Annotated in this window: 21 protein-coding genes and 1 pseudogene; 11 read left to right on the plus strand and 11 right to left on the minus strand. The window is 52.8% G+C overall.

The genetic code is table 11. The annotated features are described in order from the left end of the window. Positions 1-172: 172 nt before the first annotated feature. Complete coding sequence (locus tag GOW92_RS22495; RefSeq protein WP_170565305.1) at positions 173-1189, minus strand: arginase family protein; 1017 nt, start codon at positions 1187-1189, stop codon at positions 173-175. A gap of 300 nt (positions 1190-1489) precedes the next feature. On the opposite strand from GOW92_RS22495, the gene GOW92_RS22500 reads away from it, so the two are divergent. Next, entirely contained in the window at positions 1490-2434 is a 945-nt protein-coding gene (locus tag GOW92_RS22500; RefSeq protein ID WP_170565308.1) for a LysR family transcriptional regulator, read from the plus strand. 44 nt (positions 2435-2478) lie between these two features. Here the strand turns inward: GOW92_RS22500 and GOW92_RS22505 are convergent, their stop codons facing one another. From GOW92_RS22505 to GOW92_RS22535, 7 genes and pseudogenes are all read right to left on the minus strand, one after another. Then, positions 2479-3264: an alpha/beta fold hydrolase gene (locus GOW92_RS22505; RefSeq protein WP_170565311.1), complete on the minus strand. Its 786-nt coding sequence runs from the start codon at positions 3262-3264 to the stop codon at positions 2479-2481. An 84-nt stretch (positions 3265-3348) separates the two neighbouring features. Further along, entirely contained in the window at positions 3349-4425 is a 1077-nt protein-coding gene (locus GOW92_RS22510) for a quaternary amine ABC transporter ATP-binding protein (protein WP_438826369.1), read from the minus strand. A gap of 262 nt (positions 4426-4687) precedes the next feature. Next, complete coding sequence (locus GOW92_RS22515; RefSeq protein WP_170565314.1) at positions 4688-6709, minus strand: ABC transporter permease; 2022 nt, start codon at positions 6707-6709, stop codon at positions 4688-4690. A gap of 86 nt (positions 6710-6795) precedes the next feature. Further along, positions 6796-7749 carry an ABC transporter substrate-binding protein gene (locus GOW92_RS22520; protein ID WP_254453118.1) on the minus strand — a complete coding sequence of 318 codons (954 nt, stop codon included), beginning with the start codon at positions 7747-7749 and terminating at the stop codon, positions 6796-6798. Between the two features lie 548 nt (positions 7750-8297). Then, a pseudogene (locus tag GOW92_RS25010) lies at positions 8298-8474 on the minus strand (integrase); the annotation flags it as partial. 126 nt (positions 8475-8600) lie between these two features. Continuing rightward, positions 8601-8822, minus strand: coding sequence for a DUF4351 domain-containing protein (locus tag GOW92_RS22530; RefSeq protein WP_170565320.1), 222 nt, complete (start codon positions 8820-8822; stop codon positions 8601-8603). Positions 8823-8874: 52 nt separating this feature from the next. Beyond that, a complete protein-coding gene (locus GOW92_RS22535) occupies positions 8875-9840 on the minus strand; it encodes an Rpn family recombination-promoting nuclease/putative transposase (RefSeq protein ID WP_170565323.1) in 966 nt (321 codons plus the stop codon). Positions 9841-10828: 988 nt separating this feature from the next. Here GOW92_RS22535 and GOW92_RS22540 point away from each other — a divergent pair. From GOW92_RS22540 to aspT, 4 genes are all read left to right on the plus strand, one after another. Then, positions 10829-11182 carry a hypothetical protein gene (locus GOW92_RS22540; RefSeq protein ID WP_170565326.1) on the plus strand — a complete coding sequence of 118 codons (354 nt, stop codon included), beginning with the start codon at positions 10829-10831 and terminating at the stop codon, positions 11180-11182. Between the two features lie 11 nt (positions 11183-11193). After that, a complete protein-coding gene (locus tag GOW92_RS22545) occupies positions 11194-12339 on the plus strand; it encodes an efflux RND transporter periplasmic adaptor subunit (protein WP_170565329.1) in 1146 nt (381 codons plus the stop codon). 4 nt (positions 12340-12343) lie between these two features. Beyond that, positions 12344-15487 (plus strand): efflux RND transporter permease subunit, encoded by a 3144-nt coding sequence (locus GOW92_RS22550; RefSeq protein ID WP_170565332.1) that lies wholly within the window; start codon positions 12344-12346, stop codon positions 15485-15487. Between the two features lie 343 nt (positions 15488-15830). After that, a complete protein-coding gene (gene aspT / locus GOW92_RS22555) occupies positions 15831-17540 on the plus strand; it encodes an aspartate-alanine antiporter (RefSeq protein WP_170565335.1) in 1710 nt (569 codons plus the stop codon). Here aspT and GOW92_RS22560 read toward each other — a convergent pair. The 3 genes from GOW92_RS22560 to GOW92_RS22570 all read right to left on the minus strand — a co-directional run bounded on the left by GOW92_RS22560 (position 17537) and on the right by GOW92_RS22570 (position 21941). Beyond that, positions 17537-19210, minus strand: a complete 1674-nt coding sequence (locus tag GOW92_RS22560; protein ID WP_170565338.1) for an aspartate:alanine exchanger family transporter — start codon at positions 19208-19210, stop codon at positions 17537-17539. The genes aspT and GOW92_RS22560 overlap by 4 nt on opposite strands. A gap of 39 nt (positions 19211-19249) precedes the next feature. Beyond that, entirely contained in the window at positions 19250-20875 is a 1626-nt protein-coding gene (locus GOW92_RS22565; protein WP_170565341.1) for a bifunctional aspartate transaminase/aspartate 4-decarboxylase, read from the minus strand. 742 nt (positions 20876-21617) lie between these two features. Next, the gene (locus GOW92_RS22570) at positions 21618-21941 is read right to left on the minus strand and encodes a DMT family transporter (protein WP_170565345.1); all 324 of its coding nucleotides are present in this window, start codon (positions 21939-21941) and stop codon (positions 21618-21620) included. A 642-nt stretch (positions 21942-22583) separates the two neighbouring features. Here GOW92_RS22570 and GOW92_RS22575 point away from each other — a divergent pair. The 6 genes from GOW92_RS22575 (at position 22584) to GOW92_RS22595 (ending at position 26775) form a co-directional block, all read left to right on the plus strand. Further along, positions 22584-23387, plus strand: coding sequence for a hypothetical protein (locus GOW92_RS22575; RefSeq protein ID WP_170565347.1), 804 nt, complete (start codon positions 22584-22586; stop codon positions 23385-23387). A gap of 253 nt (positions 23388-23640) precedes the next feature. Further along, a complete protein-coding gene (locus tag GOW92_RS25390; RefSeq protein ID WP_368040317.1) occupies positions 23641-23826 on the plus strand; it encodes a hypothetical protein in 186 nt (61 codons plus the stop codon). Between the two features lie 350 nt (positions 23827-24176). After that, on the plus strand, positions 24177-25406 hold the full coding sequence (locus tag GOW92_RS22585) for an AAA family ATPase (RefSeq protein ID WP_170565353.1): 1230 nt from the start codon (positions 24177-24179) through the stop codon (positions 25404-25406). Positions 25407-25412: 6 nt separating this feature from the next. Beyond that, entirely contained in the window at positions 25413-25970 is a 558-nt protein-coding gene (locus tag GOW92_RS22590; RefSeq protein ID WP_170565356.1) for an RloB domain-containing protein, read from the plus strand. Between the two features lie 42 nt (positions 25971-26012). After that, positions 26013-26177, plus strand: a complete 165-nt coding sequence (locus GOW92_RS24790; protein WP_217356571.1) for a hypothetical protein — start codon at positions 26013-26015, stop codon at positions 26175-26177. Next, complete coding sequence (locus GOW92_RS22595; protein ID WP_170565359.1) at positions 26170-26775, plus strand: hypothetical protein; 606 nt, start codon at positions 26170-26172, stop codon at positions 26773-26775. Before GOW92_RS24790 ends, GOW92_RS22595 begins: the two co-directional genes overlap by 8 nt. The last annotated feature ends 31 nt before the right edge of the window (positions 26776-26806 follow it).

Raw genomic sequence — 26806 nt, forward strand, 5'->3', positions numbered from 1 at the left:
TACAGCCACACAGCGTGCGCGATGATTTGAGGAGGAAATCGGTGGCGCTTGTAGCAGATTGATGATGACTTCATCGATCTCACCCAGGTCCAAATGCGTGCAAGAGCAACCGAAGGACAGTTAACGTGACAGCACCATCTCAACACCCTGAAAATGCCGCTCACTACTGGTTTTATTCTTCTGACATCAGCCGATCTGTCACAAGAGAAACCAACTCAAACATTACAGCCATTGCGACGAAAGACGTCACTTTATTTCTGTTGTCTTTGGAGGGGATTAAGCAAACGACATCGCCCCCAATCACATTCATACCACGCATTGACTGAAGAATGGTAACGACCTCTGTCATGCTCATCCCGGATTGTGTGACTTCCAGATTTGATGCTGCGGGCGCAATAGAAGGATCTAAAACATCCAAATCAAACGTAACATAGACCGGAGCATCTCCTGCACGTTCACGGATGAGGTCGATTGTACCTTGTACACCAAGTTCTCGAAATCGTTTGATGGGAACAATTTCATACCCATGCTCTTTACTCGCCTCATACCAGTCAAGAGTACCTGTGTGACCTCGCAAACCAATTTGAAGGCTTTTGGAAGGGTCGACATGACCCTCTGCCGCCAAATATCCTCCCCAATGAGCTGCTGATCGGCGAACGCCCAGCCAATGCGGCAAGTGGTCGTAAGAATCAGTGTGAGCATCAAAGTGAATCAATGCAGCTTTCTGGCCTCCGGTTGTTTTGGCATCCCGCCCGGCGATTGCTTTTAATATCGGTCCGGTAATTGAATGGTCGCCACCCATCGAAACCGGGCGCGCGCCACTTTTATCAATGCGTTTGTAAAAGGCTTCGATATGCTCAACGCAAACGTCATTTACCATTGCTTCTGGCAATGGCACATCGCCGAGGTCAACGATACGTTTTTCATTCCACGGATTAATACCGAAGTCTGTGTGTACACGCCGATAGAGGCCTGAAACATTTCTGACAGCTTGTGGTCCAAGATGTTGGTCGCGCTCTGTTGAGCCGTTTCCGGAACTATGAGGGACACCAACCAGAACAACATCCGCGCCTGAAGGATTCTCATCGTGAGGACACTTGAAGAAGGTTGGAATTCCCCACCAGTACCATTTACTGGTATCCTGCTTCGCGCGAGCCAAGTCTCCGTCATCGCTCAAATCATAAGACATCGGATTTCCCTTCTATTTACATCCATTTTCAATTTTCGAACTGCCAGAGGTGCAGATGCATAAGTGTCTGCGGCACGATACCAAAGTGTGCTATTTGCCCCCGGATAGCGGTACAAATTTCCACTGGCATCTCGCCCCTAACCAGGCCACAGATCGGCTCTTGCAAACGTTCCATCTTCTCGACTTCGTGGATTTGCTGGCGTCTTGTTGGCGCGCTTGAAAAGCTACTTTCAGGATTGATATACTAGTCGTGGGTGCAGCGTTACTGATGTCTCTTCACGTCTTTTGTTAGGATTCCTCATGAACACCAGTGTTGGCCGCCAAAGGCTGCCGTCCTTGAATGCGCTACGTGTATTTGAGGCTGCGGCAAGGCACTTGAATTTGACAAGAGCCGCAGAAGAATTGTGCGTGTCGCAAAGTGCTGTCAGCCACCAGATCAGCAATCTCGAAGCGGATCTAAACGCCAAACTATTAATTAGAACGACAAGAAAACTTGAGTTAACCACAACAGGGAAGGCTCTTGCGAGCTCTCTTGCGACAGCCTTTGACACTATAGCAATTGCTTGGGACCGCGCAAACCAAGAGCCTTCCGATCTTTCAGTTCTATCCGCGCCAACAATTGGTTTGCGTGTTCTGTTGCCGCCACTTGAACAGAAGGGCTACTGTGTCGACAGCATAAATATAAAAGTTACTTGCTCACTCGGATATCAATCGTTGGGCGCAGGCGGATTTGATGTTGGGATTTGTTTTGGCGACGATTCCACATGGCAGAATGAGCATGCCGAGTTGCTGCTTTCTGAATGGCTGATGCCATTGTGCTCTTCCGTTTACAAAGAGAAGCATGGGATACAGGGCGTCCAAGACTTTAATGGCGCAACTCTTTTGCACAGTTCCGAAGACCAGCGCGACTGGCAGATTTGGGCGGAAGCGGCAGATCTAAATTTGAGCGAAGCTACTGACCATCTTGCCTTCGAAACTTTGGACGTGGCCTTTCGGGCCGCGAATGAGGGGTACGGAATCTTGGTTGGCGACGCCTCCTTATTGGCTACCCAAGCACACAAAACTAATCTGGTTCCTGCAGTTGATTTGAAAGTTCCAAGCGGAAAGGGATATTATTTTGTATGCCACCCAGACCGCCTCAATGAACCAGCTATTGAAAAGTTTAGGAACTGGCTCATTGAACTGTTGTCAGGCGCAACGAAGAGCAACTTTGCGCCTTCCAAGCCTACAAGGACTGCCATCTAATTCAGCTGTAAACTCGGTTACTCAGGAACATATCTGTTTTTCTGTCAGTTAAGAATAAATTTGGAAAGATCGGTGGCAAATTGCTTTGGTAATTCCCACTGCAAACCGTGCCCTGCCTTCGAATATAGTACCAGCTGCGACCCCGAGATAGCCTTGTTAAGCTCGTGCTGTTCCGACAAAGGGAAATAGATGTCGTCATCGCCGCATTGGATCAAAGTGGGGACATTAATTTCCGCCAAACGATCAACGTGGTTTTCTTGCTGCATGCCAATCCAGCTCTCTACCCAAACTGATCTTGGAGACTTCAGGCTTTCGTAAACTATGGTATCTATCCAGCTGGCATCCGGCGCGAGGCGCATTCCGTCGGATTGCGCCCTAAGTACGAATTCCGAGGTTAGCGGCTCTGGAAAATTCTCAATGCCAATAGCCTCTTCATGGAAGGCAGGTTTTTTGTAGCCCGTCGTCCCCGTACCGATAAGGACCAGGTGTGACAGACGATCAGGATTTTCGACAGCAAACTGGTGCGCGATGAAACCACCCATGGAGTGACCGCCAAGAACAAACTTGTCCAAGCCAATCAGGTCAACGAATGCACGACAATCGCTGACGAAGTCTTTCATGGCATAGCCGTCGTGTGGTTTTGTCGAGTCTCCAAACCCTCTTAGAGAAGGGCAAATAATGCGTAAGCGGTCTGAGAAATAGGGGAAGGATCTTTCCCAGATCCTCCAGGAATCAGTCCATCCATGAAGCAAAACGACAGGAATTTTGTCGCTCGCGCCATGCTCAAAATAATCAATGGTTACGCCGGTAGAAAGTTTGACTCGTGGCATCGTTCAGTATTCCTTTTCTGGGTTCAGCCGGGATGCTGGCCAGCGACCACTCTCCTGGGTCGCCTACACTGTTATTTGCCCGGTTCAATTTTCATACAGAACCTTGGCCAGCTTTTTATTGTCGATGATGCCGAGAACCCTGTCATCGCCAGCCCCTTTAACACCCACAGGCCCGTCACTTGAAAGTACAGTATTTGCTGCAACATCAAGAGTATCTGTCTCCATGACAAATTGTGTTGGATGGAACGATGCTGGCGCTGGCATCAATACTTTCTGAACTGTCAATACTCGTTCTCTTGATATGCCTTGAGTGAACTCCACAACATAGTCATTGGCTGGAGATGTGAGAATATCCTCCGCTTTGCCAATCTGGACGACCTCTCCTTCATTCATGATCGCAATGCGGTCTCCTATTCTGATCGCTTCATCGAAATCATGTGTGATAAATATGATTGTTTTGTTGAGCAGAGACTGCAGCCTCAAAAACTCATCCTGCATTTCTCGACGGATCAAGGGATCAAGAGCTGAGAATGGCTCATCAAGGAACCAAAGATCTGGCCCTACCGTCAATGACCGTGCGATTCCTACCCTTTGTTGCTGCCCGCCGGACAACTCGGCTGGAAAGTACTCTTCCCGACCGGCCAGCCCGACAAGTTCGACCATTTGTGCGGCCCGCTCTGTCCTCTCTTGCTTCGAGATTCCCTGTATCTCCAATGGGAACGCTACGTTGTCAATCACAGTCCGGTGTGGCAACAGGGCAAAATGCTGAAACACCATGCCCATTTTGTGACGGCGCACATCCTGTAGTTCTCGCCGGGACATCGCCAGAAGGTCCTGCCCTTCAAAGAAGATTTCACCAATTGTTGGTCGGACCAATAGCGAAAGGCAGCGGACGAGCGTCGATTTGCCTGATCCGCTTAGGCCCATGACGACAAGTATTTCCCCTTTGTTGACCTCAAGGGACACATCACGAACTGCTCCGATGCAACCCGCTGCACGGATAATTTCCGGATCAAGCTTTCCGTTACTTTGCCGTAAAAGCGTTTCTGGAGATCCGCCGTATAGCTTCCAGAGGTTCTGGCACGACAAGACCGGCGCGCCAAATTCCAACCCTCGTTTTGTGGTGACTGACGCCATGGGACTCATTTTTTGTGTACTCATTTTGTTATCTCTCGCTCGTCATAACGGTGGAGTCGTTGTCAGCCTTCGCTTTATCCCAACCCCCATATGTCCGGGTAATAGGCGAGTCAGGTACTGGTGGAGCCGCCGTTGACTGTTTTGGGTTTGACCACGATAGGTGTAACCCGCGTGATCTACTGATCCTTCACCGCCTCCCCAATACTGGATGTTCCTATTTCTCAGACGGAACATTTTTCTAACCCACATTTGCTAGTTTGGACGTTGGGTGAGCTTGTAGAAACCGCTACTCGCTCTTTTGGCCGGACATTCGGCGGCGCATCCGATCTGCACTGGCTTTGATCAAACGGTCAGCAATGATCGCAATAAATGCCACGCAAAGACCAGCCACGAGACCACGTCCCGGATCCGCCTTTTGCAAGGCATTTAAGACTTCTTGTCCAAGGTCGCGGGTTCCCACCAGAGCAGTAATGATCAGCATGCTGAGCGCCATCATGATAGTTTGATTTACCCCGAGCATGATCTCAGGAAACGCCAAGGGCAGTTTGACTTTCAGAAATGCCTGCCAGCGCGTGCAACCCATCATGTCCGATGCTTCTACAAGATCCTTCGAGACCGAGCGAATTCCAAACTCTGTATACCGAATGGAGGGAACGATAGCGTAGGCGACAATGGCAATCAGAGCCGCGAAGTCCCCGTTTTCAAAGAGCATAACCACAGGAATTAGGTATACAAACGATGGAAGAGTCTGCAGGGTATCGATTGCCACTAGAATTGCGCCGCGAGCACGCTCCGAATAGACCGCAACAAGGCCGACCGGAAACCCCAACACAAAGGAAAGAACTACACCTACCGATACAAGGTAGACGGTTGTCATGGACTTTTCCCAATTCCCCGTCATCGCGAGGAAGAAAACAAGAGCGGCCACTGTCAGACCCAACCGCCAGCCGCTTAGGATAAATCCAAGAGCTCCAACAAAAAGAACGACCCCGCTCCAAGGCAACGAATGCATGAATTGCTTCACTGGCAGCATAACATTGATCAGGAAGCCATATTTGATTGTGCTCAGAGTGTCATAAAGGTTGATGTTGATCCAGGTGACGGCATCATCCCAAAACCTTGCAGTCGATAAGATCAATTCTTCCGGGTAGGCGGCAAAAATCGCTATCCAGTTACTGAGTATTGTTGGTAGCAGAAGAGCCGCCAAAATCGCCCAACCTGTGACCCAGATGGGCAAGCGTGGGTTTTCGTGCCGTTTGACTTGAGATTTTTGTGCCGCCGCTTGGCTAAACCGGTCCATCACGATGGCCATTAGCGTGATGGCGAGACCGGCTTCGAGCCCCTGACCAATGGAAAGCCTACGCAAGGCGGTTAACACATCATAACCCAACCCCCCGGCGCCTATCATCGACGCGATGATAACAACCGTAAGTGACAACATGATGACTTGATTGACGCCCACGAGAAGCGAAGGCAATGCAGACGGCAGCAGGACTTTCCGCAGCATCTGAGCCTCTGTGCAACCAGCCATTGTGCCGGCTTCAGATATTTCTTTGGGTACCTGCTCTAAGGCAATCCGAGTAATACGCACCATTGGCGGTAGTGCATAGACAATGGTTGCAGTCAGTGCGGCAACGGGACCAAAACCGAAAAAAAACAGAACCGGAACCAGATACGCAAATATCGGCATTGTTTGCATGATATCCAATATCGGGTTTAGGATTTTCGCAAACACCCCGTTGCGGTGGGCCAAGACGCCGATTGCAAGACCTCCAAAAACACCAAGAGGAACAGCCACGGACACCGATGCCAACGTTGTCATGGCGCTTTCCCACAATCCGAAAACAGCCATATAGAGCAGGCTCAAACCTACGCCCAAAGCTAAACCAGGTGTGCCGATCCGTAAGGCTAGCAACACACAAAAAAGCAAAACACCCATCCATGAGAGCGGTGGAACAACGACATTCTCAGAACCAAATGAAAACCCGCTAACAAGAATACCTTCGGCAAGAATAAATGGCCGGGTCAGCAACCATGAAATCCCACGGGTGAACTCCTTAAACGTGAAGAGCCCCAGGTCAAAGTCATTGACCAGCCAGTATATCCCGTTACTCGTCCATTCATTTAATGGGACGATCCACGTCGCAGGATATTCTACCAGGTTTGAAGTTGCAGCACCGAACCAACCTGGAACAAACAGCAGTGAGATTAATATAACCGAAAGTAGAATCTTCTTTGTACCAAGAGGTAAGTTTGCGCGGTAAAAGGTGTTACTTTCGGCTTTATTTGTTGATTGTGTCAGCGACATCTCTCTGGATTTCTATCTTTCGGGTTGGCATTTGTGATTTGAACCAGCCAGCCTTCACCGCCAGTTTTGAAGTAAACTTGTACCCACTAGGGCAGCCAAGCCCTCCAACGGTCTTCATTGGCGGCAATCCATTCTGCCACAACGTCGTCTGCATCCCGCCCGTCAAGATCAACGGCACCAATCATGTCGCCAATTTCGGCGTTGTTTAGTTCCATTTCCGAAATGATTGTGTGGGCATCTGGCCAGCTTTGCTTCAGCCCAGACCATGCAACCTTCCAAATTGGACCGCTTGGCTTGGCACAATCATAGGCCATGTCTGGGTTCGATCCCCAGGATGGATCGTCGTAGCAGGCGTCAGAGTAGGGCGGCAGATCGATCCAGTCACCATCAAACCTCTGTGGAGCCCAATGCGGTTCATAGAACCACGCTAGGATCGGCGCATCTCGCCGGATCGCCGACTGGACCTCCGCGTAAAGCGCCGCTTCCGATCCTGCCCGCACAATCTCGTAATTTAGTTTGAGAGCTTCAACACGTTCGTCGTCAAACCCGCCCCAAGCAGCAGGGAACAGCAGCAGTCGGCCTTTCGGGGCGGTCAATGGCGTAGAAAATAGTTCAGCGCAATCGTTTAAAGCTTGCCAGTCAGGTAAGCCAGGGCAACTCTCCTGAACATATTTTGGATACCACCATCGGTCTAATCCGGTGAGGCCAATTTCACCAAGGTTTTCTGTCTGACCGGTGGCGACAGATGCTTCCATCAGTTCGCCCGCAGATGTAGACCAAATTTCAACAGCGAGGTGAATGTCGCCGCTCTCCAGACCTGGCCACATGCCCATATATTCGGCCTGGAGCAATTCAACATTGTACCCCGCTTCCTCAAGAATAGCCTTGGCAATACCTGTAGTTACGAGATTGCCAGACCAATCATGGCGGGCTATTTTGATTGGTTCCTTAGACTTCTGCTGTTCAGCTGGGACATTCGTTCCCGCCAGTGACACAACTGCTGCTGCCATCCCTACAAATAAATGCCTACCGATCTTCATTGCGACCTCCCCTTAGTTATTTCTATATTCGCGGCGGCTTAACCATCGCGAATTGGATCGAAATGGCTTCGGGAAACACACCAGTTTCAAACGGTCTCGAGATATCGGGTTAGACCACAGCCAAATTCAAGACGAGGCTACAGGCTCTCAGAATTATTCAAAAATGACGTTTACTCAGCACAGTCATTAGGCAGTCTCACGAATGCAATAGCCAGTTTCGTTGCGCTAGCGTTATCTGAGAAGTTCAGATCCTCTGTTACGGCATGGTCAGGTTGTTGAAGACAGGATCAGATGAACGGCGCGATGGTATCCTGAACAACGGCGCTCAAATCACGCTGCCGGAGAACCCGGATGTCGGGATTCCAATCCTGGGTGCCTTAAAAACGCGCGGCGGCGACAGGACCATCTTTCTTATGGCCCTCAAAACCGTCGCCATCACTGAAGCGCCACTCTCCGCCCGAAGTGCGTGGCAGTTATGTTCGCTTGGGGTCTTCTTCGGTCTTCCCGAAAACTCGAAAAAGGCCGTCTGCAAAGACGGCCCTTCAAATCTATATTTCGATAGCTTCGGCTATGGAAAGCGCGTCTTCCAACCCAACGCCAAGGTATCGTACGGTGCTATCCATCTTTACATGCCCTAGTAGAAGCTGCACAGCACGCAAGTTCCCGTTTTTCCTGTAGATCTGCGTGACTTTGGTTCGCCACATCGAATGCGTACCATAAGGGCTCAAACTACCTGGCCTGTGCTCGCGGCCGAGAGGCCGAAACCCCATCAGGATCATGAGATCCCCTGCCCTGCGGAAATTTTCGCCTGATCAACCAGAAAGACCGGTCTGGAAGCCCTAGTCTTCAACTCAGTGCGGGTCGCGGAATACCTCTGCCAGAGACCCGGCATCCAGCACCCGGTCGGTCCAGCGGTCCAGATCTTCGGGGGTTGCGTTTTGGACCCGCTCGGACAAACCCTCCGGCAACATCCCGAAGCGGTGGGCCAGTACATGCAGAAAGCTGCGGGCCGCCCCTTCCTTGAGGCCGATCTCTTCGTCGTGCAATTCGCTCTGAGAAATGAGTGCCTCCATCGCGGCTGGCGCAGGATATCAGGATTGCCGAACCTGTGTTTGACCCCAGGTCTTAAGGTGTATCCCGAAACACCGCAGCAACTGAGCTTGCGTCAAGTACACGATCGGTCCAGCGGTCCAGATCCGCAGCCGAGGCGTTCTGAAGCCGGATGCTGACATCTTGCGGCAAATCCCCAAAGCGGCGGACCAGAAGCCGGTGCAGACTTTCGCGTTTGCCCCTGGCTTCGCCCCGCGCTTCGCCTTCGGCGATCCCGGCCTGCTTGCCCTCGGCGATCAATGTCTCTGCGATGGTGCCCACAAGTGTCTCCAATGTGCTGTGGCGCGTCTTGCGCAATTCAGCCTGCAAGGCATCCAGATCGAGGTCCGGATATGTCCTGAGAATATATTCGAACACCTGTTTTTGCAATGTGACGTCATCACCCAGCCCGCTGATCACGGCCTCCAGCAATGCCAGGGCCTCACGGCGCAATGTTATAAAACCCGCCTTCAGCGCCGCATCCCGGGACAGGTCCTCAACCGAAAGTGCCCCGAGATCGCGCAGGATGTAACGCTCACCCGGCAGGAAGATCATCTCCGGATCCGCGGGCGCGATCATATCCGCCAACCCCCCGGGAACAGTCCACCTGCGTTCCCCGTGATAGCAGACCATCGGAATAATCGGTGGGAGGGCGCGCAGACGGGACGCCCTGCCCTGCGCGTAGCGGGTCCAGATGCGCAGCATGTAACCGGCCAGTTGAAGCGGTGCGGCCGGATCGGGGACACTCTTGTGTTCCGCCAGAACGTAGAGGTAGGCCGGCGCACCGGATGTCAGCCGAACCTCGAAGAGAAGATCGGACTGGGAGCTGCGCAGCGCCTCGTCCACAAAAGTGCCATCCATCAATTTTGGCGGGGTGGCCGCAAGCCGCCCGGCAATGGCGTTGGGCAGGTGATCGCGCAGGAAAGCCGCGGCGCGATCCGGGTCCGACAACAGCGCCCGGAACAGGACGTCATGCGGTGTCGGCACATCGGATTTTGCCATCGGGAGCCTCAATACCTTGGTGTCAGACGGCGGCTGCGTGAGGCCGCCGACCGCCATCTTGTTGCCAGTTACCGGAGGCCCGGAACCAGATCAAATCTTACCTGCGGGATCTTAAAAACAGTTGCAACGAATCACAACCTATGCGGGAGTCCTCCGAATGAGTTGGGTGGGCCTGAATGACAAAGCGGCATCTCTTTTGGGATGGCCCGTGTTTTCAGGAGCGACAAACGGAAACGAGCAGGGGGTATGGATGTTGTACGATGACCCCAACGGTTCTCAACCGTCGAGCCTCACGGCTGCGCAACAGCAATAAGAACAAGGGTGGCCTGCTGCGCCCGCCCGGGCCCGGCAGACTATCTGCGGCCGGATGTTCAGGCGCTTTTTCGACGGCATTGACCGGGCTTGGAAAGAGCCCGTGTTCGCAACCCGCAACCGCGGCTCATGCTGGTGCAGGTCTTGAGCGGCCCGCAGACACTGATGTGACGGATCACACCGGGGTCTCGCTCAGGTTGTGTTCTTCGGTGCCGCCTGCGTCGCTCAAGGGTCAGGGCGTGCGGGCGGCTCTCCGTGCCACGCCATCATATTGGACTGACCTCACCGGCGGGCCCATTCCGTATACCTGCATCAAGACCATTAAAGCCACGGCGAGAGTCGGGTTGCCCTGGTCAATGAGTTTCCGGGAGCAGGATCGGTTTCAGGGGTGCAGACCGATGTTTTCGGAAAGGTCACGCAGATCCAAATCTCACAAACCCAAGATCCTGCCGGACAATCAACATAGGAGAATGACATGACCTTTAGATTCACGGATAGCTACTTTGACCCCATTGGTCTATCAGCCTCCTCACACCTTTATTCGATCTTGTTTCAGGTCGCGCCGCATAGAACCTATGACGAGGACAACAGGGTTTGGACCTTGTCATACGTTGCTGACCGGGATGGTAACCCCGAAGTTACGGAGGCCAGGACCTATGACACCGCCGGTCGGACCATGAAAGAAGTTCACCAAGACGGCTCGCTGAAATACTCAGAAACCCAACGCCTTGAAAACGGCCTTCCGCAGAGAGCAACAGTCGATAGTAACGGGGACAGTATCAATGACCGCACCGGCACTTTAACCTATGACGCCAACGACAATGTGCTGACCGAAACATGGGATCTTAGCTCAACCGATGGCCTCGACACTATTATCGCAAGGGGTGTTGTCAGACCTTGCCATGCGTTTGCTTCGGCGACTGATCCAACCCTCAAAACAACAATGGAAAAATTTAAAAGGGCGGGGGTTTCTTGGCCATTGCGCCACCCAAAAAAACCGACAAAATGGTCGCAGGAAAACTTCCTTTGAAGGATTAAAGAATGCCCTTCGCCAAACACGGTCGCTTTGTTCCGTGCGTCACTCTTTGTTTTGTCGCATCGGCCTTTATACTTACGGCTTCTGTTCAGGCGCAGACGCAGGAAGCCCAGAAACCGTCTGTCGTTGTCGCCGAGGCAACGCTCGAGGCCGTCACCTACAGCGACACCTATCTGGGCCGCGTCGAGGCAATAGCTTCGGTCGATGTCATTTCCCGGGTCGCTGGGTTCATCGAAAAAATCAATTTCCAAGACGGTGCGAAAGTGACGTCGGGCGATGTTCTGATCGAAATTGAATCCGACACCTACAAGGCGGACATAACGCAGATACAAGGTCAGATTGAATCGGCAAAAGCCGAAAAAAAGATTGCTGACATCGAGTTGGATCGTCAGCAAAAGCTGTTTGAGCGCGGCGATGCGGCAGAAGCGGTTGTACAAAGGGCACAGGCCCAAAAGGGGCAGGCCGATGGTTTGATCACGCAGTTGCAAGGCAGTTTGCAAAATGCTCAGATTCAGCTTTCGTACACCAAGATCATGGCGCCATTCGAGGGTCGGATCGGCCTGACCAATCTCAGCAAAGGTGCGTTTGTTGACCAGCAAACCGGCGCTCTTCTGACCCTAACCAGCATTGACCCTATTTATGTGACCTTTCCGGTTGCCAACGCGCAGCTCCTCGATTTTCAGAAACAGGGCGAAGACCTCGAAAGCGGTCAGGTTGCGCTGCAGCTGACGCTCGCAAATGGCGAAGTCTACAAGGAGAACGGCAAAGTCGCCGTCATCGATACCACTGTTCAGGAAAATACCGACACTGTTCTGGTCCGGGGCGTTTTCCCAAACCCCGACGGTGCCCTTTTGAACAATCAACTGGCCAAAGTTGCCGTGATCGACAAGCCGGACCAGAAGTTTCTGACCATCCCGGCTGACGCATTGCAAAGCGATCAGGACGGTTATTTTGTTCTGACTGTCGGGAGCGATGGAAAAGTTGCCAAAGCCCCGATCAAAACGCGCGAGGTGACCGGTACGCAAGCCGTGGTCACCGAAGGGCTGAAAGCAGGTGACAAAGTGATCACACAAGGCGCGCAAAAGGTACGTGTGGGCATGGAAGTCAATGCCGAACCTGCGGACGCCTCCAATCAACCGGCCAAGGAATAAGCGGATGATCTCTCGCCTTTTTATTCGCAGGCCCCGTTTTGCGATCGTCATTTCTGTACTGTTTACACTCGCCGGGCTGATCTCGCTGACGCAATTGCCTGTGCAGCAATTGCCCGACATTGTCCCTCCCACGGTTCAGGTGACCGCCTATTATCCGGGTGCCAGTGCCGAGGTTGTGGAAACCACCATTGCCCAGCCCATCGAAGAGCAGATCATCGGCGTCAGCGATATGCTCTATATGAAATCCACCAGCGGCGGCAGCGGCAGCTATACCCTGCAGGTCACGTTCGAACCGGGCACCGATCCCGATATCAATGCGGTGAACGTGCAGAACCGCGTCGCTCTGGCGACGGCATCTCTGCCGGATGAAGTGGTGCGCGCAGGTGTGGTCACGCAAAAGCAATCCACCGCGTTGCTGCAAGCGATTGCGATCACCTCTGACAACCCGGAACATGATACGCTCTACCTGTCCAACTTCGCGACCATCAATCTGCTGGACAGTATCAAGCGTTCACCAGGGGTCGGCGACGCGACCATTTTCGGCGCGCAGAACTATTCAATGCGGATCTGGCTGGATGTCGACACCATGACCGGGCTGAACGTAGCCGTGTCGGACGTCATCAACGCATTGAATTCGCAGAACGTACAGGCTGCCGTCGGTCGTGTCGGCGCGCAGCCGATGACCGATGATCCGACCTTTCAGCTGAGCATTCAGACCCAGGGGCGTTTGAGCACCGTCGAGGAGTTTGAAAGCATCGTGGTGCGTGCGCAACCCGATGGCTCTTTCATATATGTGCGCGATATCGGGCGGGTGGATCTGGGGGCTCAATCGCAGGATTCCTTTGCCCAGTTCAATGGCAGCGCGACTGCGATGATCGGTGTGTATCTGGCGCCCGGTGCCAACGCATTGGCCACAGCCGAAGACGTGCGCAAAGCGATCAAGCAGCTGGAGCCTTCGTTTCCCGACGGCGTGAAGTGGCAGATCCCTTATGACTCGGTCTATTTCGTCGAGGCCAGTATCGACGAGGTGGTCAAGACTCTGATCGAGGCCTTCGCGCTGGTCGTCATCGTGGTGTTCCTGTTCCTGGGCAGCCTGCGGATGGCGCTGATCCCGTTGATCGCCGTTCCGGTGTCGCTGATCGGCGCTCTGGCCTTCATGCTGGCATTAGGGTTTTCGATCAACACCGTAACCCTGCTGGCGCTGGTGCTGGCAATCGGGATCGTTGTGGACGACGCGATCGTTGTGCTCGAGAACGTTGAAAAGGTGATGTCAGAGCGACCAGAGCTGTCAGTGGCCGATGCTACGGCCGAAGCGATGGAACAGATTACCGCCCCCATACTGGCAATCACATTCGTGTTGCTCTCGGTCTTTGTCCCGGTCGCGTTCGTACCGGGCATTACCGGCGCGATGTTCCAGCAGTTCGCGGTGGCGGTGTCATTTTCGATGCTGATTTCCGCGCTGAACGCCCTGACGCTCAGCCCAGCCTTGTGCGCGATCCTGTTGAAGCGGCGCACCGAGCCCAAAAAGGGGCCGCTGGCCTGGTTCTCGCGCCGGATCGACAATGCCCGCGACGGCTACGCCGTTGTCGCCGGTATGTTCGCCCGGCGCGCCGTTCTGGGGCTGGTCTTTCTGGCAGCAGCGGTGTTTGGAGCCGGAACCCTGTTCAAAATCGCACCGTCCGGATTCCTGCCCACCGAAGACCAGGGGGCCTATTTTGTCGAAATCCAGCTGCCACAGGGCGCATCGGTCAATCGCACCGCCAAGGTCATGGACGAGGCTTACGAAATCCTGCTGAAAGCACCGGGTGTCGAGGATGTCATGACCGTCACCGGCTATAGCATTCTGGATGGCCTGACAGAATCGAATGCAGGTTTCATGATTGCCATCATGAAGCCATTCGAAGAGCGCACGGACCCGGCCCTGTCGGTGGATGCGTCGATTGCCCATACAAGACAGCACCTGGCCGCATTGAAATCGGCAATCGGCATCCCCTTCAACCTGCCCCCGATTTCCGGGCTGGGCACCGGTGCCGGGTTTGAATTCCAGCTTCTTGATCTGCAGGGCGGCAGCCCGGTCGAACTGGGCGCTGCGGCTAAGGGTCTGATCACGGAAGCCAACAGCGACCCGCAACTGACGGGTGTCTACACCACCTTCTCGGCCAACACGCCGAAACTGGATCTGAAACTGGACCGCGAAAGGCTTCAGACTCTGGGTGTTGATGTGAGCACCCTGTTCCAGGCCATGCAGGTGACGATGGGCGGATATTATGTCAACGACATGAACCTGTTCGGCCGAACCTGGCAAGTGAACCTTGAAGCCGAAGAGAAATACCGCCAGTCCATCGGTGACGTCAGCCGCATTCAGGTCCGCAACGACAAGGGAGAGATGGTTCCCGTCCGCGCCGTTGCGACAACTGAACTGACGACCGGCCCCGAAAAGCTGGTGCGATACAACAACTATAAATCCGTCACGATTTCGGGCACCCCTGCCCCGGGTGTATCTTCGGGTGAATCGATCGCAGCGATGCAGCAGATCGCCGCCAAATCATTGTCGAAAGGGTATAGCTACGACTGGACAGGAACCGCACAGCAGGAGATCGCGGCGGCGGGCAAAACCCCCATTGTTCTGGGGCTGGCCGTCCTGTTTGCCTACCTGTTCCTGGTGGCGCTGTATGAAAGCTGGACGATCCCCCTGATCGTGCTGCTCTCTGTGTCCTTCGCGGTCTGCGGGGCCCTTACCGCCTTGCTGATCGCCGGACTGGCCAACAACCTCTATGCGCAGATCGGGCTTGTGGTTCTGATTGCCCTTGCGGCCAAGAACGCGATCCTGATCGTGGAATTCGCCATGGACCGGCGCGCAAAAGGTGTGAGCATCGTTGAGGCCGCCATCGACGGCGGGCGCTTGCGGTTCCGAGCCGTGATGATGACCAGCTTTGCGTTTATTGCCGGCCTCTTCCCGCTGGTCGTTGCCACCGGGGCGTCAATGCTGGCGCGTCAAGGGGTTGGAACCCCGGTTTTCGGCGGGATGATCGCGGCCTCGTTTGTTGGGGTTTTCTTCATTCCTGCGCTTTACGTGGCCGCGCAATGGTTCCGGGAAAAGGTGCATGGCAGCCCCGAGCAACCCGCCCCGGGACACAGCCCCGAATAGGGTGTTGCCACGTTAACATCCAGTCCACAAAGAAGTGCTGATGCAGAGATTTGAGCCGAAAGTTTGCGACACATCTGCCGCCATATCCGTGACAAGCATCACATTTCGAGCGCCATCGATATAGCCCGATTACGGAATTCGCCTGTCATCTCTTCTAAATGCCTGCGCCCGAGTGATCTGGTTTCAATAATTGTAGTAGATTGACTGAGTCCCGGAGGGATGACAACCTCAGGTTGTAAAATTCAAAGGTTTTCCTGGTTGAGTAGTTTCAAGATTCTAGCAAAACTCTAGCGCGTCAAAACCATCTCACATTTGACCGCGCGACGGACCGAGGAGTGAATTTATGGATTTGATTATCGAACAGCTTCGAACTTACCCCATTATGGCGTTGTTTTTGTGCCTAGGCCTTGGATACGGCGCCGGAAAGTTCAAAGTCGGAAAATTCGAACTGGGTGGAATTGCGGGAACTTTGATCGTCGCTGTGATTGTCGGTCAGGTGGGCGGCATAAATCTAAGTACCGACGTACAAAACGTTTTCTTTTCTTTGTTCATTTTTATGGTCGGGTACAACGGAGGGCCGCAATTCTTCGCGGCTTTGAACCGGACCGCGCTAACAAAACTTCTAGCGGCCGTCATGATGACGTTATGGGGTTTGTTCTTTGTTGTAATTGTTGCCACGTGGGCCGGTTTCGACAAGGGCCTGGCCGCAGGATTGGCGGCCGGAGGGTTGACTCAATCAGCGATCATTGGAACGGCCGGAAATGCTATAGATTTGCTGGGGCTCGCGTCCGAGGAAGCTGAAAAGCTAAAAACCAACATAGCTGTAGGTTACTCTGTTACCTACATCTTTGGCTCAATTGGCCCAATTTTGGCTGTCAGTGTAATCCCAATCCTCATGCGCTGGGATTTGCGAAAGGAGGCGATTAAGCTTGCTCAAAAACTCAGCGGGGGTGAACACATACTCGCTGAAGGAGAATTCATACCGCTGAATCGGTTCGACGCCCGTGCTTATGAGGTTCAGAACGGAGCCAAAGTAGCTGGTCAGTCCATAAAAGAAACTGAGGAAGGATTCGACGGTGATGTGTTGGTTGAGCGCATATTGCGAAACGGGGCACCTTTGGAAGCGAAACCGGATATTGTTATCGAAGACGGTGACGTAGTTGTTGTCTCAGGGCTAGTTTCCGCTCTAGCACGTTTTGAGGAGTTTTCTGGGAGCGAAGTGGGAGAGTACCCGTCGGAGCTTACCATCGTGGAAGAACGCCGAAATGTCGTGATCACCAACCCCAAACTGGCAGGAAATACGTTGGCGGAGTTGCGTGTAGCTCTCACGCCGGATCAGCGTCGAGGCATTCACGTTTCAAAGATAACCCGCATGGGACACGATATACCGGTATTGCGTAATACTGAAATTCTCGCTGGAGATGAGGTGAGTATTGTCGGGCACAAATCTGACTTGGACCGTATTGCGAAAGTCGCTGGTTACGTGCCTCCGTCCGCTTCGGTCACAAACTTCATAGCCTTGGGTATTGGCATCGCGATCGGCTACCTGATCGGAGAAATCAGCTTTGTCATTGCTGGAACAAAGGTTGCACTAGGTTCTGGTTTGGGGTGCCTCGTGATGGGCTTGATTATCGGTTTTCTGCGCACTCGCCGCCCAAAAATCGGAGGGATTAACCGAGGGGCAGCCAATTTCCTACAGAGCTTCGGTCTGGCTGTATTCGTCGGTGTAGTCGGGCTTAACGCCGGACAACCCGCGTTAGAAGCAATCCAAGAACACGGGATCACCTTGCTACTCCTGGGAGTGGTCGTAACATTGATGCCAATGATTGTGCAGTTCCCAATCAACTACTTCGCGCTGCGCATTCGGAACCCGATTGAAGCTTGCGCGGTCGTTACCGGATCGCGTTCGGGCAACCCAGGGTTTGTGACACTGCTGGAAAAAGCAGGCAATTCAACACCCACGCCGGCATTCACCATGACATACGCTGTCGCGAATATATTCCTGACCTTGTGGGGGCCACTGGTTGTCGCTTTCGTTCCGTTGAGTTTTTAAACCAAAACTAGCACAACCACCGAGCCCCAAAGGGCGAGCAGGACGTTTCCAACTGCATAACCCAACCCGTAGCCAAGTGTCGGTATCTGGCTCTGTGCCGCCTCTTGAACGGCGGCCAGAGCGGGTGCGGACGTCCCTGCCCCACAACACGTACCGGCCAGGACACCTTCGTTGATCTTAAACACTTTGCGACCCACAAAGACTGCTGAACCATGAGCTAGAAAAACGATCGCCAGCGCACCAAAAATTAGGGACGGGCCGCTTTCCAGTACACCGGCCACAAAACTTGTTCCCGACGTGATCCCCACGCAGGCCACGAAAACGCACAGACCGACGGAATCGAATATCCATAACGTCGCTTCGGGAACAAATCCGAATGTGCGACGAACCGAACGCAACCAGCCGGCAACAAGCCCTCCCAAAAGCACGCCCACCGAAGTGCCCAGACCAAGCTCCACTGCGCCATAGTGCAGGGCTGGAATCCCAATCAAGCCTCCTACCAGGATGAAAAACGCAACAAAAACCATATCCGTCTTACTTGTTTCCCGGTCCAGGTAGCCCAATTTGCTTGCCGCGTCCTGGATATGGCTGCGCGTACCGGAGACCGTTATTACATCGCCCATGTGCAATGCGACACCGCGAAAAACCGGCAGTCGTTCGCCGCTTCGCATTATCCCACGTAGAAAGATAGTTCGGGCTTCAGGGCGGGCGGAAAGTTCACCAAGGGTTTTGTTGACCAGTTCCTTGTTCGTCACAACGATGTCGCTGGTTTCAACAGGAAGATCCAAGAGCTCGGGATCTTCGACTTCTTCGCCTAGCACGTCGCCATGGTCAATGAGATAAGACCGCATTCCGGCGATTGCCGCGATGTCCCCCTGCTGCAAAATCATATCCCGTGACGTTGGCAAGATTTTATTGCCTCGGCGTATGCGGTCAAAATAAGCCCGCACGTGTCTTGGCACACGTGCCTCCAATTCGGCGACGGTATGCCCCGCAAATTCCGGGTTTATGCGATATGCCCGAGCTTCGAAGTCGCGATGCTCCGAAGCCAATGGAGCATCGTCATCTTGCAGTTCCGACTCATATTCAGCACAGGCTTCTCGCAGGGATCGTCCGTAAAAGCGCGGCGCAAATTGGGTGTGGAACACGATCGTCGCGATGACACCAACAAAATACGCAACCGCAAACCCTGTCGCAATCTCGGCTTCAAATATCTGCTGGCTTGCTGTGTCAGCACCCGTTTTTGCAAAGGCATCAATAGCTACGCCCAAAGTTGCACTTTCGGTCGCCCCGCCAGCCAAAAGCCCTGCTGCAACACCGACAGACAGCCCCATCAGCGGTGCCAGTAAAACCACAACAAGCAATGCGACTCCGCATAAGAGAACGGTAATCCCGATCTGAGGCAACGCACCAAGGTTCAGAGACCGAAAGAACTGAGGTCCGGTGCGATATCCTATTGAAAACAGAAACAGCAAGAAAAACGCCTGCTTGAGATCATCCGACACGACCACTCCGGTCTGCCCTACCAAAACACCAGCAAGCAGGCATCCAGCAACTGAACCTACAGTGAAAGAACCGATCGAGATTTTTCCAATCGCATAGCCAAGCGCTAGGCTGCAAAACAGCGCCAACTCAGGGTGAGTTTTGAAGATCGAGACGATTATTTCCATGAAAACAGCAGTCTCTCGAACCTATCCAGCGTTGTTAGTTCAACCGTGAATCGGCAAACCTTTTGAAGCGCGGTACGATTGCACGTATCCCATCGCAACCGCGCGCACCGCACGTCCGATCTGCCGATACGCATCATCATCAAGATTTGCGAATGACACACGCGCTGACCAGTTGGGCGCGTCAAAACCAGACCCATTCAAAAGGACAATCCCATGATCCTGTGCAAGTTTGAACGAAATATCGAGTGGGTGGACGTTCTCCTTAATCCAACCCACGACCTCTTCGCCTACATATTTCCGAAGCCAGAACTCAAAATCGATAATTCCGTAGTATCGGTCATACAAGGGATTTTCAGGTACTTCGATTCCCATACCTTCAACCAATTCTGTAAAGCGATGCTCCAGGATGCTTCTGCATAGGGCTTGATACGCCTTTTCTTCATCCATCATCTCGACAAGGGAGAATAAGGTCATCATCACTTGCTGAGGAAGTGAAAGGCCAGCCGTGTGATTCAGGGCGACATCCCTGCTGTCTGCAACAATTCTATCGATGAACTTCAAGGCGGAAGGATCGGGCGTCAGGGTTTTGTAGCGCGCTTCGACGACCGCTTTTGTCTCGGCAGGTGCCTCGCTAATCATTTTGTCGAAAATGTTGTTCTCGGCCACGAGAATGGTGCCCAATCTCCAGCCTGTGCAGCCGAAATACTTGGAATACGAGTAGACCCCGATTGTGTTTTCAGGCAGGTGAGCCATCACAGATTCAAAGTTAGGCACGAAGGTCCCGTACACGTCATCCGTCAAAATGATCAGGTCTGGCCGCCGGGTTTTTACAAAACTGACCAATCGCTTCAATACGTCAGGGCTTATTGCGACTGACGAAGGATTTCCGGGGTTTACCAGAAACAGCGCTTTGACCTCCGGGTCTGCCAATGCCTCCAGATCTTCATCAGTCAACTGAAAATGGTCTTCCTCCTCGGATGAGACATGCACTACATTCAATGCGTAGTCTTCAAGCTCTGGCATTTCGAGGTAGGGTGTAAATATTGGTGTCCCTAACGCGATCGTATCGCCCGCGTTCAAAAGGCGTTGGTTCTTCAATGCTTTGAAGATGTAACACATTGCGGCGGTTCCACCTTCGACCGCATAGATGTCAAACTTGGCATCGGGGCGATGGCCCGCGCACATTGCCCACATCAAGTATTCATGAACAATTTGTTCATTGTGAACGAGACAACGGTCCGGCATAGGATAGTGATCGCCAATGATGCCGTCGGTCAGTTCCAGAACAAAGTCATCCGCATTAAAATCGAACTTCTGAATTGCAAAGTCCACGACGCTAGCCAGGGTAGCTGCAGCAGGATTGGTACTTTCCGCATTGGTGCAATATGCCATCAAACGATTATATGACCCCGGCCCTTGTGGCATTCCGGCCAAACCAACTTGTGGTTCATTCCGGTCGCGCTGCGCCTCGGTGATCGCGAATTGCCCCAAAAAGAAAAAGACTTCTCTCGCTTTGGTTGCAATCCAATTCGGGTTTCCCCGACCGGCATTCAGATACGGTAGGGTCGAGGCACGTGACTCTTTCTGAGCCAATTTGATGAGCTCATCTTTGATCTCAAATGGGCTAAGATCTTCGAACTTGTGTAAGTCGAGAGTTTCGGACATTGGTTCTTATCCACGCTTAATGATTTCAGTAAATGCCATTCGATAGTAAAATCGGATCGCAGCATCTGTAAACAAAAACTCTAAAACGATAGTCACTTACGTTCGGCATTCAGAGCTGGGGAGGCTTGATTTCCAAAGCGTTATATGGTGCAAACCCCGCAATTGGTCTAAGCCGCTCAGATGAACATTAGACGCATCCCTCTCGTCGCATAAACAAAAGAGGGGCGACAAATCTCGTTTGAACTCAAAATTTAATCGGTGGCGCATGTCCAAGCTGGAATAGATCAAATTCAGGCCACGTGTCAAAATCGCTAAGGTCAAGTTATCCCGCAAAGCAAAGTAACCGTAGCGGTGTTTGGTAAATTTAAACCCGTTCCTATTCTCGAAATCTGCAAGAAAGTCTTTCCAGTTCTCACTGCCAAACAGTTCGAGTTTTTCCACTTAAACGAGTATTTCTCCCTAATGTGAAACTACCCAATGGACAAAGTATGCTGCGACCATTGAGCTGATCAGAATCCCAACCGCTAATATTGACCAATCACCACCGCCCATATTGCGGCAAACCTGCCGACCGGCAATCACCGCTTCGGGCTCATTCCACCTCGCCTGTGGTCGCGGCCGAGAGGCCGAAACCCCATCGGGATCATGAGATCCCCTGCCCTGCGGAAATTTTATTCTGATCAACCGGAGGTTTGTTGAAATCACAGATTGCGCAACACAATGGCCATTTGCACTCACATCTTTATGCCTGTGTCGTAAGCCTTAGCCCAACTGCACCAATCAAAATCAGAAGGATGAAACCATATTGGTATGCAGCCAGTCTGTCTCCAAATAAAAAGACCCCAAGAGCACTTGCTCCGATGATCCCGACACCGGCCCAAATTGCATAAACCACCCCTACAGGTAAGTCCTTGAGTGCTGGTGCAAGCGCCCAGAAAAACAAAGAATAACACAGTATCGAAAGTGAACCCCACTGCCACTTAGCAAACCCATCTGATAGTTTTAGCAAGTAGGTCCCCGCAATCTCAAGACTGATCGCGACCAAAAGATAGCCCCATGCGTTCAATCGAAAACCCTCCGGGCGGTGCGCCACTGCTTTGTTGCCAGTTTCCGGAGGCCCGGAACCAGATCAAATCTTACCTGCGGGATCTTAAAAACAGTTGCAACGAATCACAACCTATGCGGGAATTCGCTGAATGGGAAAAGGGACCTGGATGACAATGCGGGATTTCATTTGGGATGTCGCATTGTCAGGAGCGACGAACGGAAACGAGCAGGGGGTATGGATGATGTCCGATGACCCCAACGGTTCTCAACCGTCAAGCCTCACGGTTGCACAATAGCAATAAGCACAGTGGTGGCCTGCTGCGCCCGCCCGGGCTCGTCAGGCTATCTGCGACCGGATGTTCAGGCGCTTTTTCGACGGCATTGACCGGGCTTGGAAAGAGCCCGTGTTCGCAACCCGCAACCGCAGCTCATGCTGGTGCAGGCCTGAAACCACCCGTAGATACTGATGTGACGGATCACACCGGGGTCTCTCCCAGGTTGTGTTTTCCGGTGCCGCCTGCATCTCACGGGGACCACGGCGAGGGTCGGGTTGCGCCGGTCAATGAGTTTCCGGGCTGCAGACCCAAGCTTTCGGAAAGGTCACCAGATCCAAGTCTCACAAACCCAAGGTCCTGCCGGACAATCAACATAGGAGAATGACATGACCGCTGCAAATTCCAATCGCACCATCACTCGCATTGATCCTGACACGGGGGCCAGGATTACAGAAACCTATGACGCCAATGGCTATGTGCAGACCGAAGCATGGGATTTTGATTGGGATGAGAAGCCCGACGAAATCTTCACTTTTACCCATGATGCCAACGGCAATCTGCTGAATTCGGCACACGATAGTAACGGGGACGGCAAACCCGAACACATCTCCACTATTGCCTATGATGCCCGCGGCAACCTGCAGACCGGGAAACTAGATAATAACGGGAATGGCGAAACCGACGAAATCTTAACTTTTACCCTTGGCCCCGCCTACAACCAACTAACCGCAGCGTTGGATAGTGACGCAGATGGCAATCCTGACCAGAAAGAGATCTGGACCTTTGACGCGGGGGGCGAGAATAAAATCAGTGAAGTCATTTTGAGAGATACTGATGATGACGGCACATTCGACCGAGTCGAGTACCGCAACTTTGACACTGAAGTTGATACCATAGAGCCTACAGCGCAGAGCGCACAGGATCTGGCAGGCGTGCAAACGATTACTCTTTCCGATGGTGCAACGAACCTGGTCATCAGTGATTCAGTTTTGAGTGTACTTGCGGGTGGTGATGACAGTTATCGGGTTCAGATCGAAGGTGATGAGCACGACAGCGTTCACTTGGGTCAAGGTATCCGGGACTCCGGACAAGACGTAGAGATCAATGGTGAGCAGTACGATCTCTACACGGGAACGGCCGGAAGCGTCCTCGTCGATCCCGATGTGGCGGTTGAACTCGCTGTTGCCTGAAACAAGGGCTGGCCTGAACGATGCGCCGTTCAGGCCAGCTATGCCACACGTGGTTGGTGCGGCATCCAGTACCTGCCACTGTTTCTGCTGAAGCTCCCGTCCGGCCAACGGGTCAGACGAGATGTATCTCAGGGTTCTGCCGGGGCAGGGCGAACGCCCCTGCCCTGCCCCGCGGGACTTCGGGATCGCCGCGATCGACAGGCTTGTGCCGCTCGGCATCCATCCCTCGGCCTGGGGAGACGCCGTAGACCAGATGGGAGACTTCGCAGCCGCCCTGTGCGTCCTCATCATCGACAACAATGTCGATCACCCCGATACCCCCATCCAATCCCCCGGCGGGGTCCTGCGCGCCATGACCGCGCGGCATCAAGCCGGACAGCTCAGGCTCAACCAAAGCCTCATCGCCATCAGGAAAAGGAAGAGAAAACGGGTTGAGTAAACCAAGATGGCGCCGCCGATCACCCAGATACGTGGGTTCGCAATAGGTCGACCCTGTCATCCTTTGTATTCGCAGGCGGCTGCAAGTTTCGGAAGAACGCCACATTGCCGCCGTTCGCTGCGGATGCAGCCTAGCCAACCCAACCTGTCCGTTTTGCGCAGGTTTGTGACCTTTGCAACATCCTCCCAGCGGCCTTGTTGGACTGCTGCATACGGTGCAGCAGCACAGCTTGGCCTTCCGCCGAACCGACGGCCAGTACGGCGGCAATTTCAAATATTATCGCATAAATGACGAAATTACGTTGAAAACGGAAAAATAGGCAGTATCTTTACTTTGAATTGGAGTGTTTCATGCTGTTCAAGGTAGAAATAGAGAATTTCCTATCAATTGCGGAGCCTGTTTCAATTGATCTTCGAGCCAGAAAGGGTGTCGATGACGTTCTCGGGCGGCTTTCACCCATCTATGAAGGATCTGAGGAACGATCCCCAAATGTCGTAGCGTTATTTGGACCCAACGCTGCTGGCAAAACAAATGTTCTCCGGTCGATTACGTTCGCCGCTTGGTTCACAACCAGCAGCTTCGATTGGAGGCCCGATCTCCCGCTGCCCTACGAAAAGTTTGGGTCGAACGAGAAGATTGGGCAACCAACCCGTTTGGCGTTCAGCTTCGCTGGACTTGTTGATTTCTTAAGGCCAACGGAAGGTGGGGCTCAATGCCCATTTACCTACGAACTAGTTTTAGGACCTCGTAGGACACGGGGCGGTGATGGACACGAAGATGTCGTTCTAGTTGAAAAGATCAGTTATCAGCCCAAAGGCCGCGGCAAGCCGACAACGATATTAGAGCGGAACGGCCGTGACTTAATTAAGTCTGCTCCGGGGCTCATCGATAAAGGCACACGGACTGCTCTCGAGTCAGTGTTACATCCGAGAGCGAGCATAATCTCAACGCTTGCAAGACTGAACAATCCTGTGGCGAACAATTTCGTCGCATCAGTTTCGACAATCTACTCGGATATTTTCATCGACAAAGTGCTGATCGACGACAAAGAAGTTGCGAAGTTTTACCAGCAGAAACCGGGAGCGTTCGACCTACTGAAAGACATTTCGGGACGGATAGATTTGGGCATCGAAGACATCAAGGTGGTAGAATATCCTGATGACCTGTCTCTTCACTTTCAGCATTCTGGCCTAAACCAAATCATCCCCCTGCGTCGGGAGAGCGAGGGGACAAAGAACTTTGTCAAGGTGTTCCCACATATTTTTCAGGCTCTAACTGTTGGCGGCATCGCCATTGTCGACGAACTCGACACAACAATTCACCCGATGTTGTTGCCAGAGATCTTGCGTTGGTTCGGAGATGACAAACGGAACCCGCATGGCGCTCAGCTGTGGATGACTTGCCACTCGGCAAGTCTGCTCTCGGAGCTTACCAAGGAAGAAGTCTTATTCTGCGAAAAGGATCGGGCGGGAACCACAACCGTGTTCAAATTGTCAGATATCGACGGCGTTCGTAGGACTGAGAATTTCTATGGGAAATACATGAGTGGCGAGTATGGAGCCGTTCCCGTGATTGGATGATGGACCATGGCAATTAGGGGACGTCGGAAATCAATATTTATCGCCTGCGAGGGCGAAAGCGAGCAAGGTTACGCGGCGATGTTGCAAAGCTTCGCAAATGACGTTGGCCTGCGTGTTCACCTCGACTTGAAGGTGCCCGGGAAGACGGGCAGTGCGCAGAAACTTGTATCAAAGTCCATCGCAATCGCTCAGGCGAAACAGCGGGGCAGCGGCAATAAGTACGCGTCGAAATACATAATTCTCGACACTGATTGGTTGAGTCCTGTCAGAGCAGAAAACACGAGGGTGAAACAGCAGGCCGAGCGGGCCGGGTTCATACTCGTTTTCCAGGATTGCTGTTTTGAAGCGTTTCTGCTTCGGCACTTTGAGGCATCCAGAAACGCCACACCTCCTAATGCCGACGATGCACTCAGACAATTGTCCAGAGTCTGGGAAGGCTATCGAAAGGGTTTGGCGGCCAAGCATCTACTGAAAAAACTCAGTTCCGACATGGTAAGAGCAGCCGCCATGAGGCCGCAAAACCAAGATTTCGAAGAGCTTTTGCGCGATATTGGCCTCCTGTAAACGAAGGGCATACCGCCTCGGCAAAGTGTTAAAACCACACTAGTGCGCCCGCCGCTACCGGATCACTCGGCAATGACCAGTCAGGGCTCTCAGCCCCAACCGGTGCAAACCGAAGGGAATGTTCTGATCGAGCCCAAAGTGACGGATGCTGTGATCAGCACAGATGGCTGCAAAGCCAAGCAAAATGGAGGTGAAACTGATGAATGATTTTGCGGTTGGGATTTCCTATCAAGACGACTTTCCCAACGAACTTATCGCGGAATTGGAGATACAACTAAAGCGAACTGGGTTGACAGTTGAGGTGCGCCCTCGTGAAGGTACCATTTTTGCATCCCTTGAATGGACTGTTCCCACTCTTATCGTTGCTTACCTGGCCAAACCCTATTTCGAAGCATTTCTCAGTGAAGCGGGAAAAGATCATTACATTTCGCTAAAATCGGGGCTCTTGAAACTTGTCTCGCATTTGTTCGGGGAGCAACCAGAAAACCGCGAGCGACGCCGCTCACTATTGTTTTCACTCGTGACTACCGACAAATCCGGTCAATCGATAAAGTGCATCTTCCCAGAAGGCGCAAGCATGGAGCAGTACGATCTAATGATTGAAAAAATACACGAATTGCTGATTGAAGATTTGGTGACCAGCGAGCAGAGCGAGTTGTCAACGATCTTAGGTTCTGTGGCGCCCACAGGTGGTACACAGTACATTGAATACTCAATTGACGATGAAAGCTGGTTGGTAATTGATCTCCACAAGGAGATCTCGGCTCAGGCCGTTCGATCGAGCAAAAAAAATGAAACACAGTGAAATTGCGAGACCACTTGCGAAGGCCGATCGT

This window comes from Ruegeria atlantica, assembly GCF_013032505.1.
Taxonomy (GTDB): Bacteria; Pseudomonadota; Alphaproteobacteria; order Rhodobacterales; family Rhodobacteraceae; genus Ruegeria; species Ruegeria atlantica_F.

Excerpts from the sequence above, each read along its gene's own strand:
- GOW92_RS22550 (WP_170565332.1), top strand. The coding sequence starts at position 12,344 with ATGATCTCTCGCCTTTTTATTCGCAGGCCCCGTTTTGCGATCGTCATT.
- GOW92_RS22530 (WP_170565320.1), bottom strand. The coding sequence starts at position 8,822 with ATGGAGGCACTCATTTCTCAGAGCGAATTGCACGACGAAGAGATCGGC.
- GOW92_RS22545 (WP_170565329.1), top strand. The coding sequence starts at position 11,194 with ATGCCCTTCGCCAAACACGGTCGCTTTGTTCCGTGCGTCACTCTTTGT.
- GOW92_RS22585 (WP_170565353.1), top strand. The coding sequence starts at position 24,177 with ATGCTGTTCAAGGTAGAAATAGAGAATTTCCTATCAATTGCGGAGCCT.
- GOW92_RS22540 (WP_170565326.1), top strand. The coding sequence starts at position 10,829 with ATGAAAGAAGTTCACCAAGACGGCTCGCTGAAATACTCAGAAACCCAA.
- GOW92_RS25390 (WP_368040317.1), top strand. The coding sequence starts at position 23,641 with ATGGGAGACTTCGCAGCCGCCCTGTGCGTCCTCATCATCGACAACAAT.
- GOW92_RS22495 (WP_170565305.1), bottom strand. The coding sequence starts at position 1,189 with ATGTCTTATGATTTGAGCGATGACGGAGACTTGGCTCGCGCGAAGCAG.
- GOW92_RS22595 (WP_170565359.1), top strand. The coding sequence starts at position 26,170 with ATGAATGATTTTGCGGTTGGGATTTCCTATCAAGACGACTTTCCCAAC.
- aspT (WP_170565335.1), top strand. The coding sequence starts at position 15,831 with ATGGATTTGATTATCGAACAGCTTCGAACTTACCCCATTATGGCGTTG.
- GOW92_RS22500 (WP_170565308.1), top strand. The coding sequence starts at position 1,490 with ATGAACACCAGTGTTGGCCGCCAAAGGCTGCCGTCCTTGAATGCGCTA.
- GOW92_RS22515 (WP_170565314.1), bottom strand. The coding sequence starts at position 6,709 with ATGTCGCTGACACAATCAACAAATAAAGCCGAAAGTAACACCTTTTAC.
- GOW92_RS22565 (WP_170565341.1), bottom strand. The coding sequence starts at position 20,875 with ATGTCCGAAACTCTCGACTTACACAAGTTCGAAGATCTTAGCCCATTT.
- GOW92_RS22575 (WP_170565347.1), top strand. The coding sequence starts at position 22,584 with ATGACCGCTGCAAATTCCAATCGCACCATCACTCGCATTGATCCTGAC.
- GOW92_RS22560 (WP_170565338.1), bottom strand. The coding sequence starts at position 19,210 with ATGGAAATAATCGTCTCGATCTTCAAAACTCACCCTGAGTTGGCGCTG.
- GOW92_RS22510 (WP_438826369.1), bottom strand. The coding sequence starts at position 4,425 with ATGAGTACACAAAAAATGAGTCCCATGGCGTCAGTCACCACAAAACGA.
- GOW92_RS22590 (WP_170565356.1), top strand. The coding sequence starts at position 25,413 with ATGGCAATTAGGGGACGTCGGAAATCAATATTTATCGCCTGCGAGGGC.
- GOW92_RS22520 (WP_254453118.1), bottom strand. The coding sequence starts at position 7,749 with ATGAAGATCGGTAGGCATTTATTTGTAGGGATGGCAGCAGCAGTTGTG.
- GOW92_RS22535 (WP_170565323.1), bottom strand. The coding sequence starts at position 9,840 with ATGGCAAAATCCGATGTGCCGACACCGCATGACGTCCTGTTCCGGGCG.
- GOW92_RS22505 (WP_170565311.1), bottom strand. The coding sequence starts at position 3,264 with ATGCCACGAGTCAAACTTTCTACCGGCGTAACCATTGATTATTTTGAG.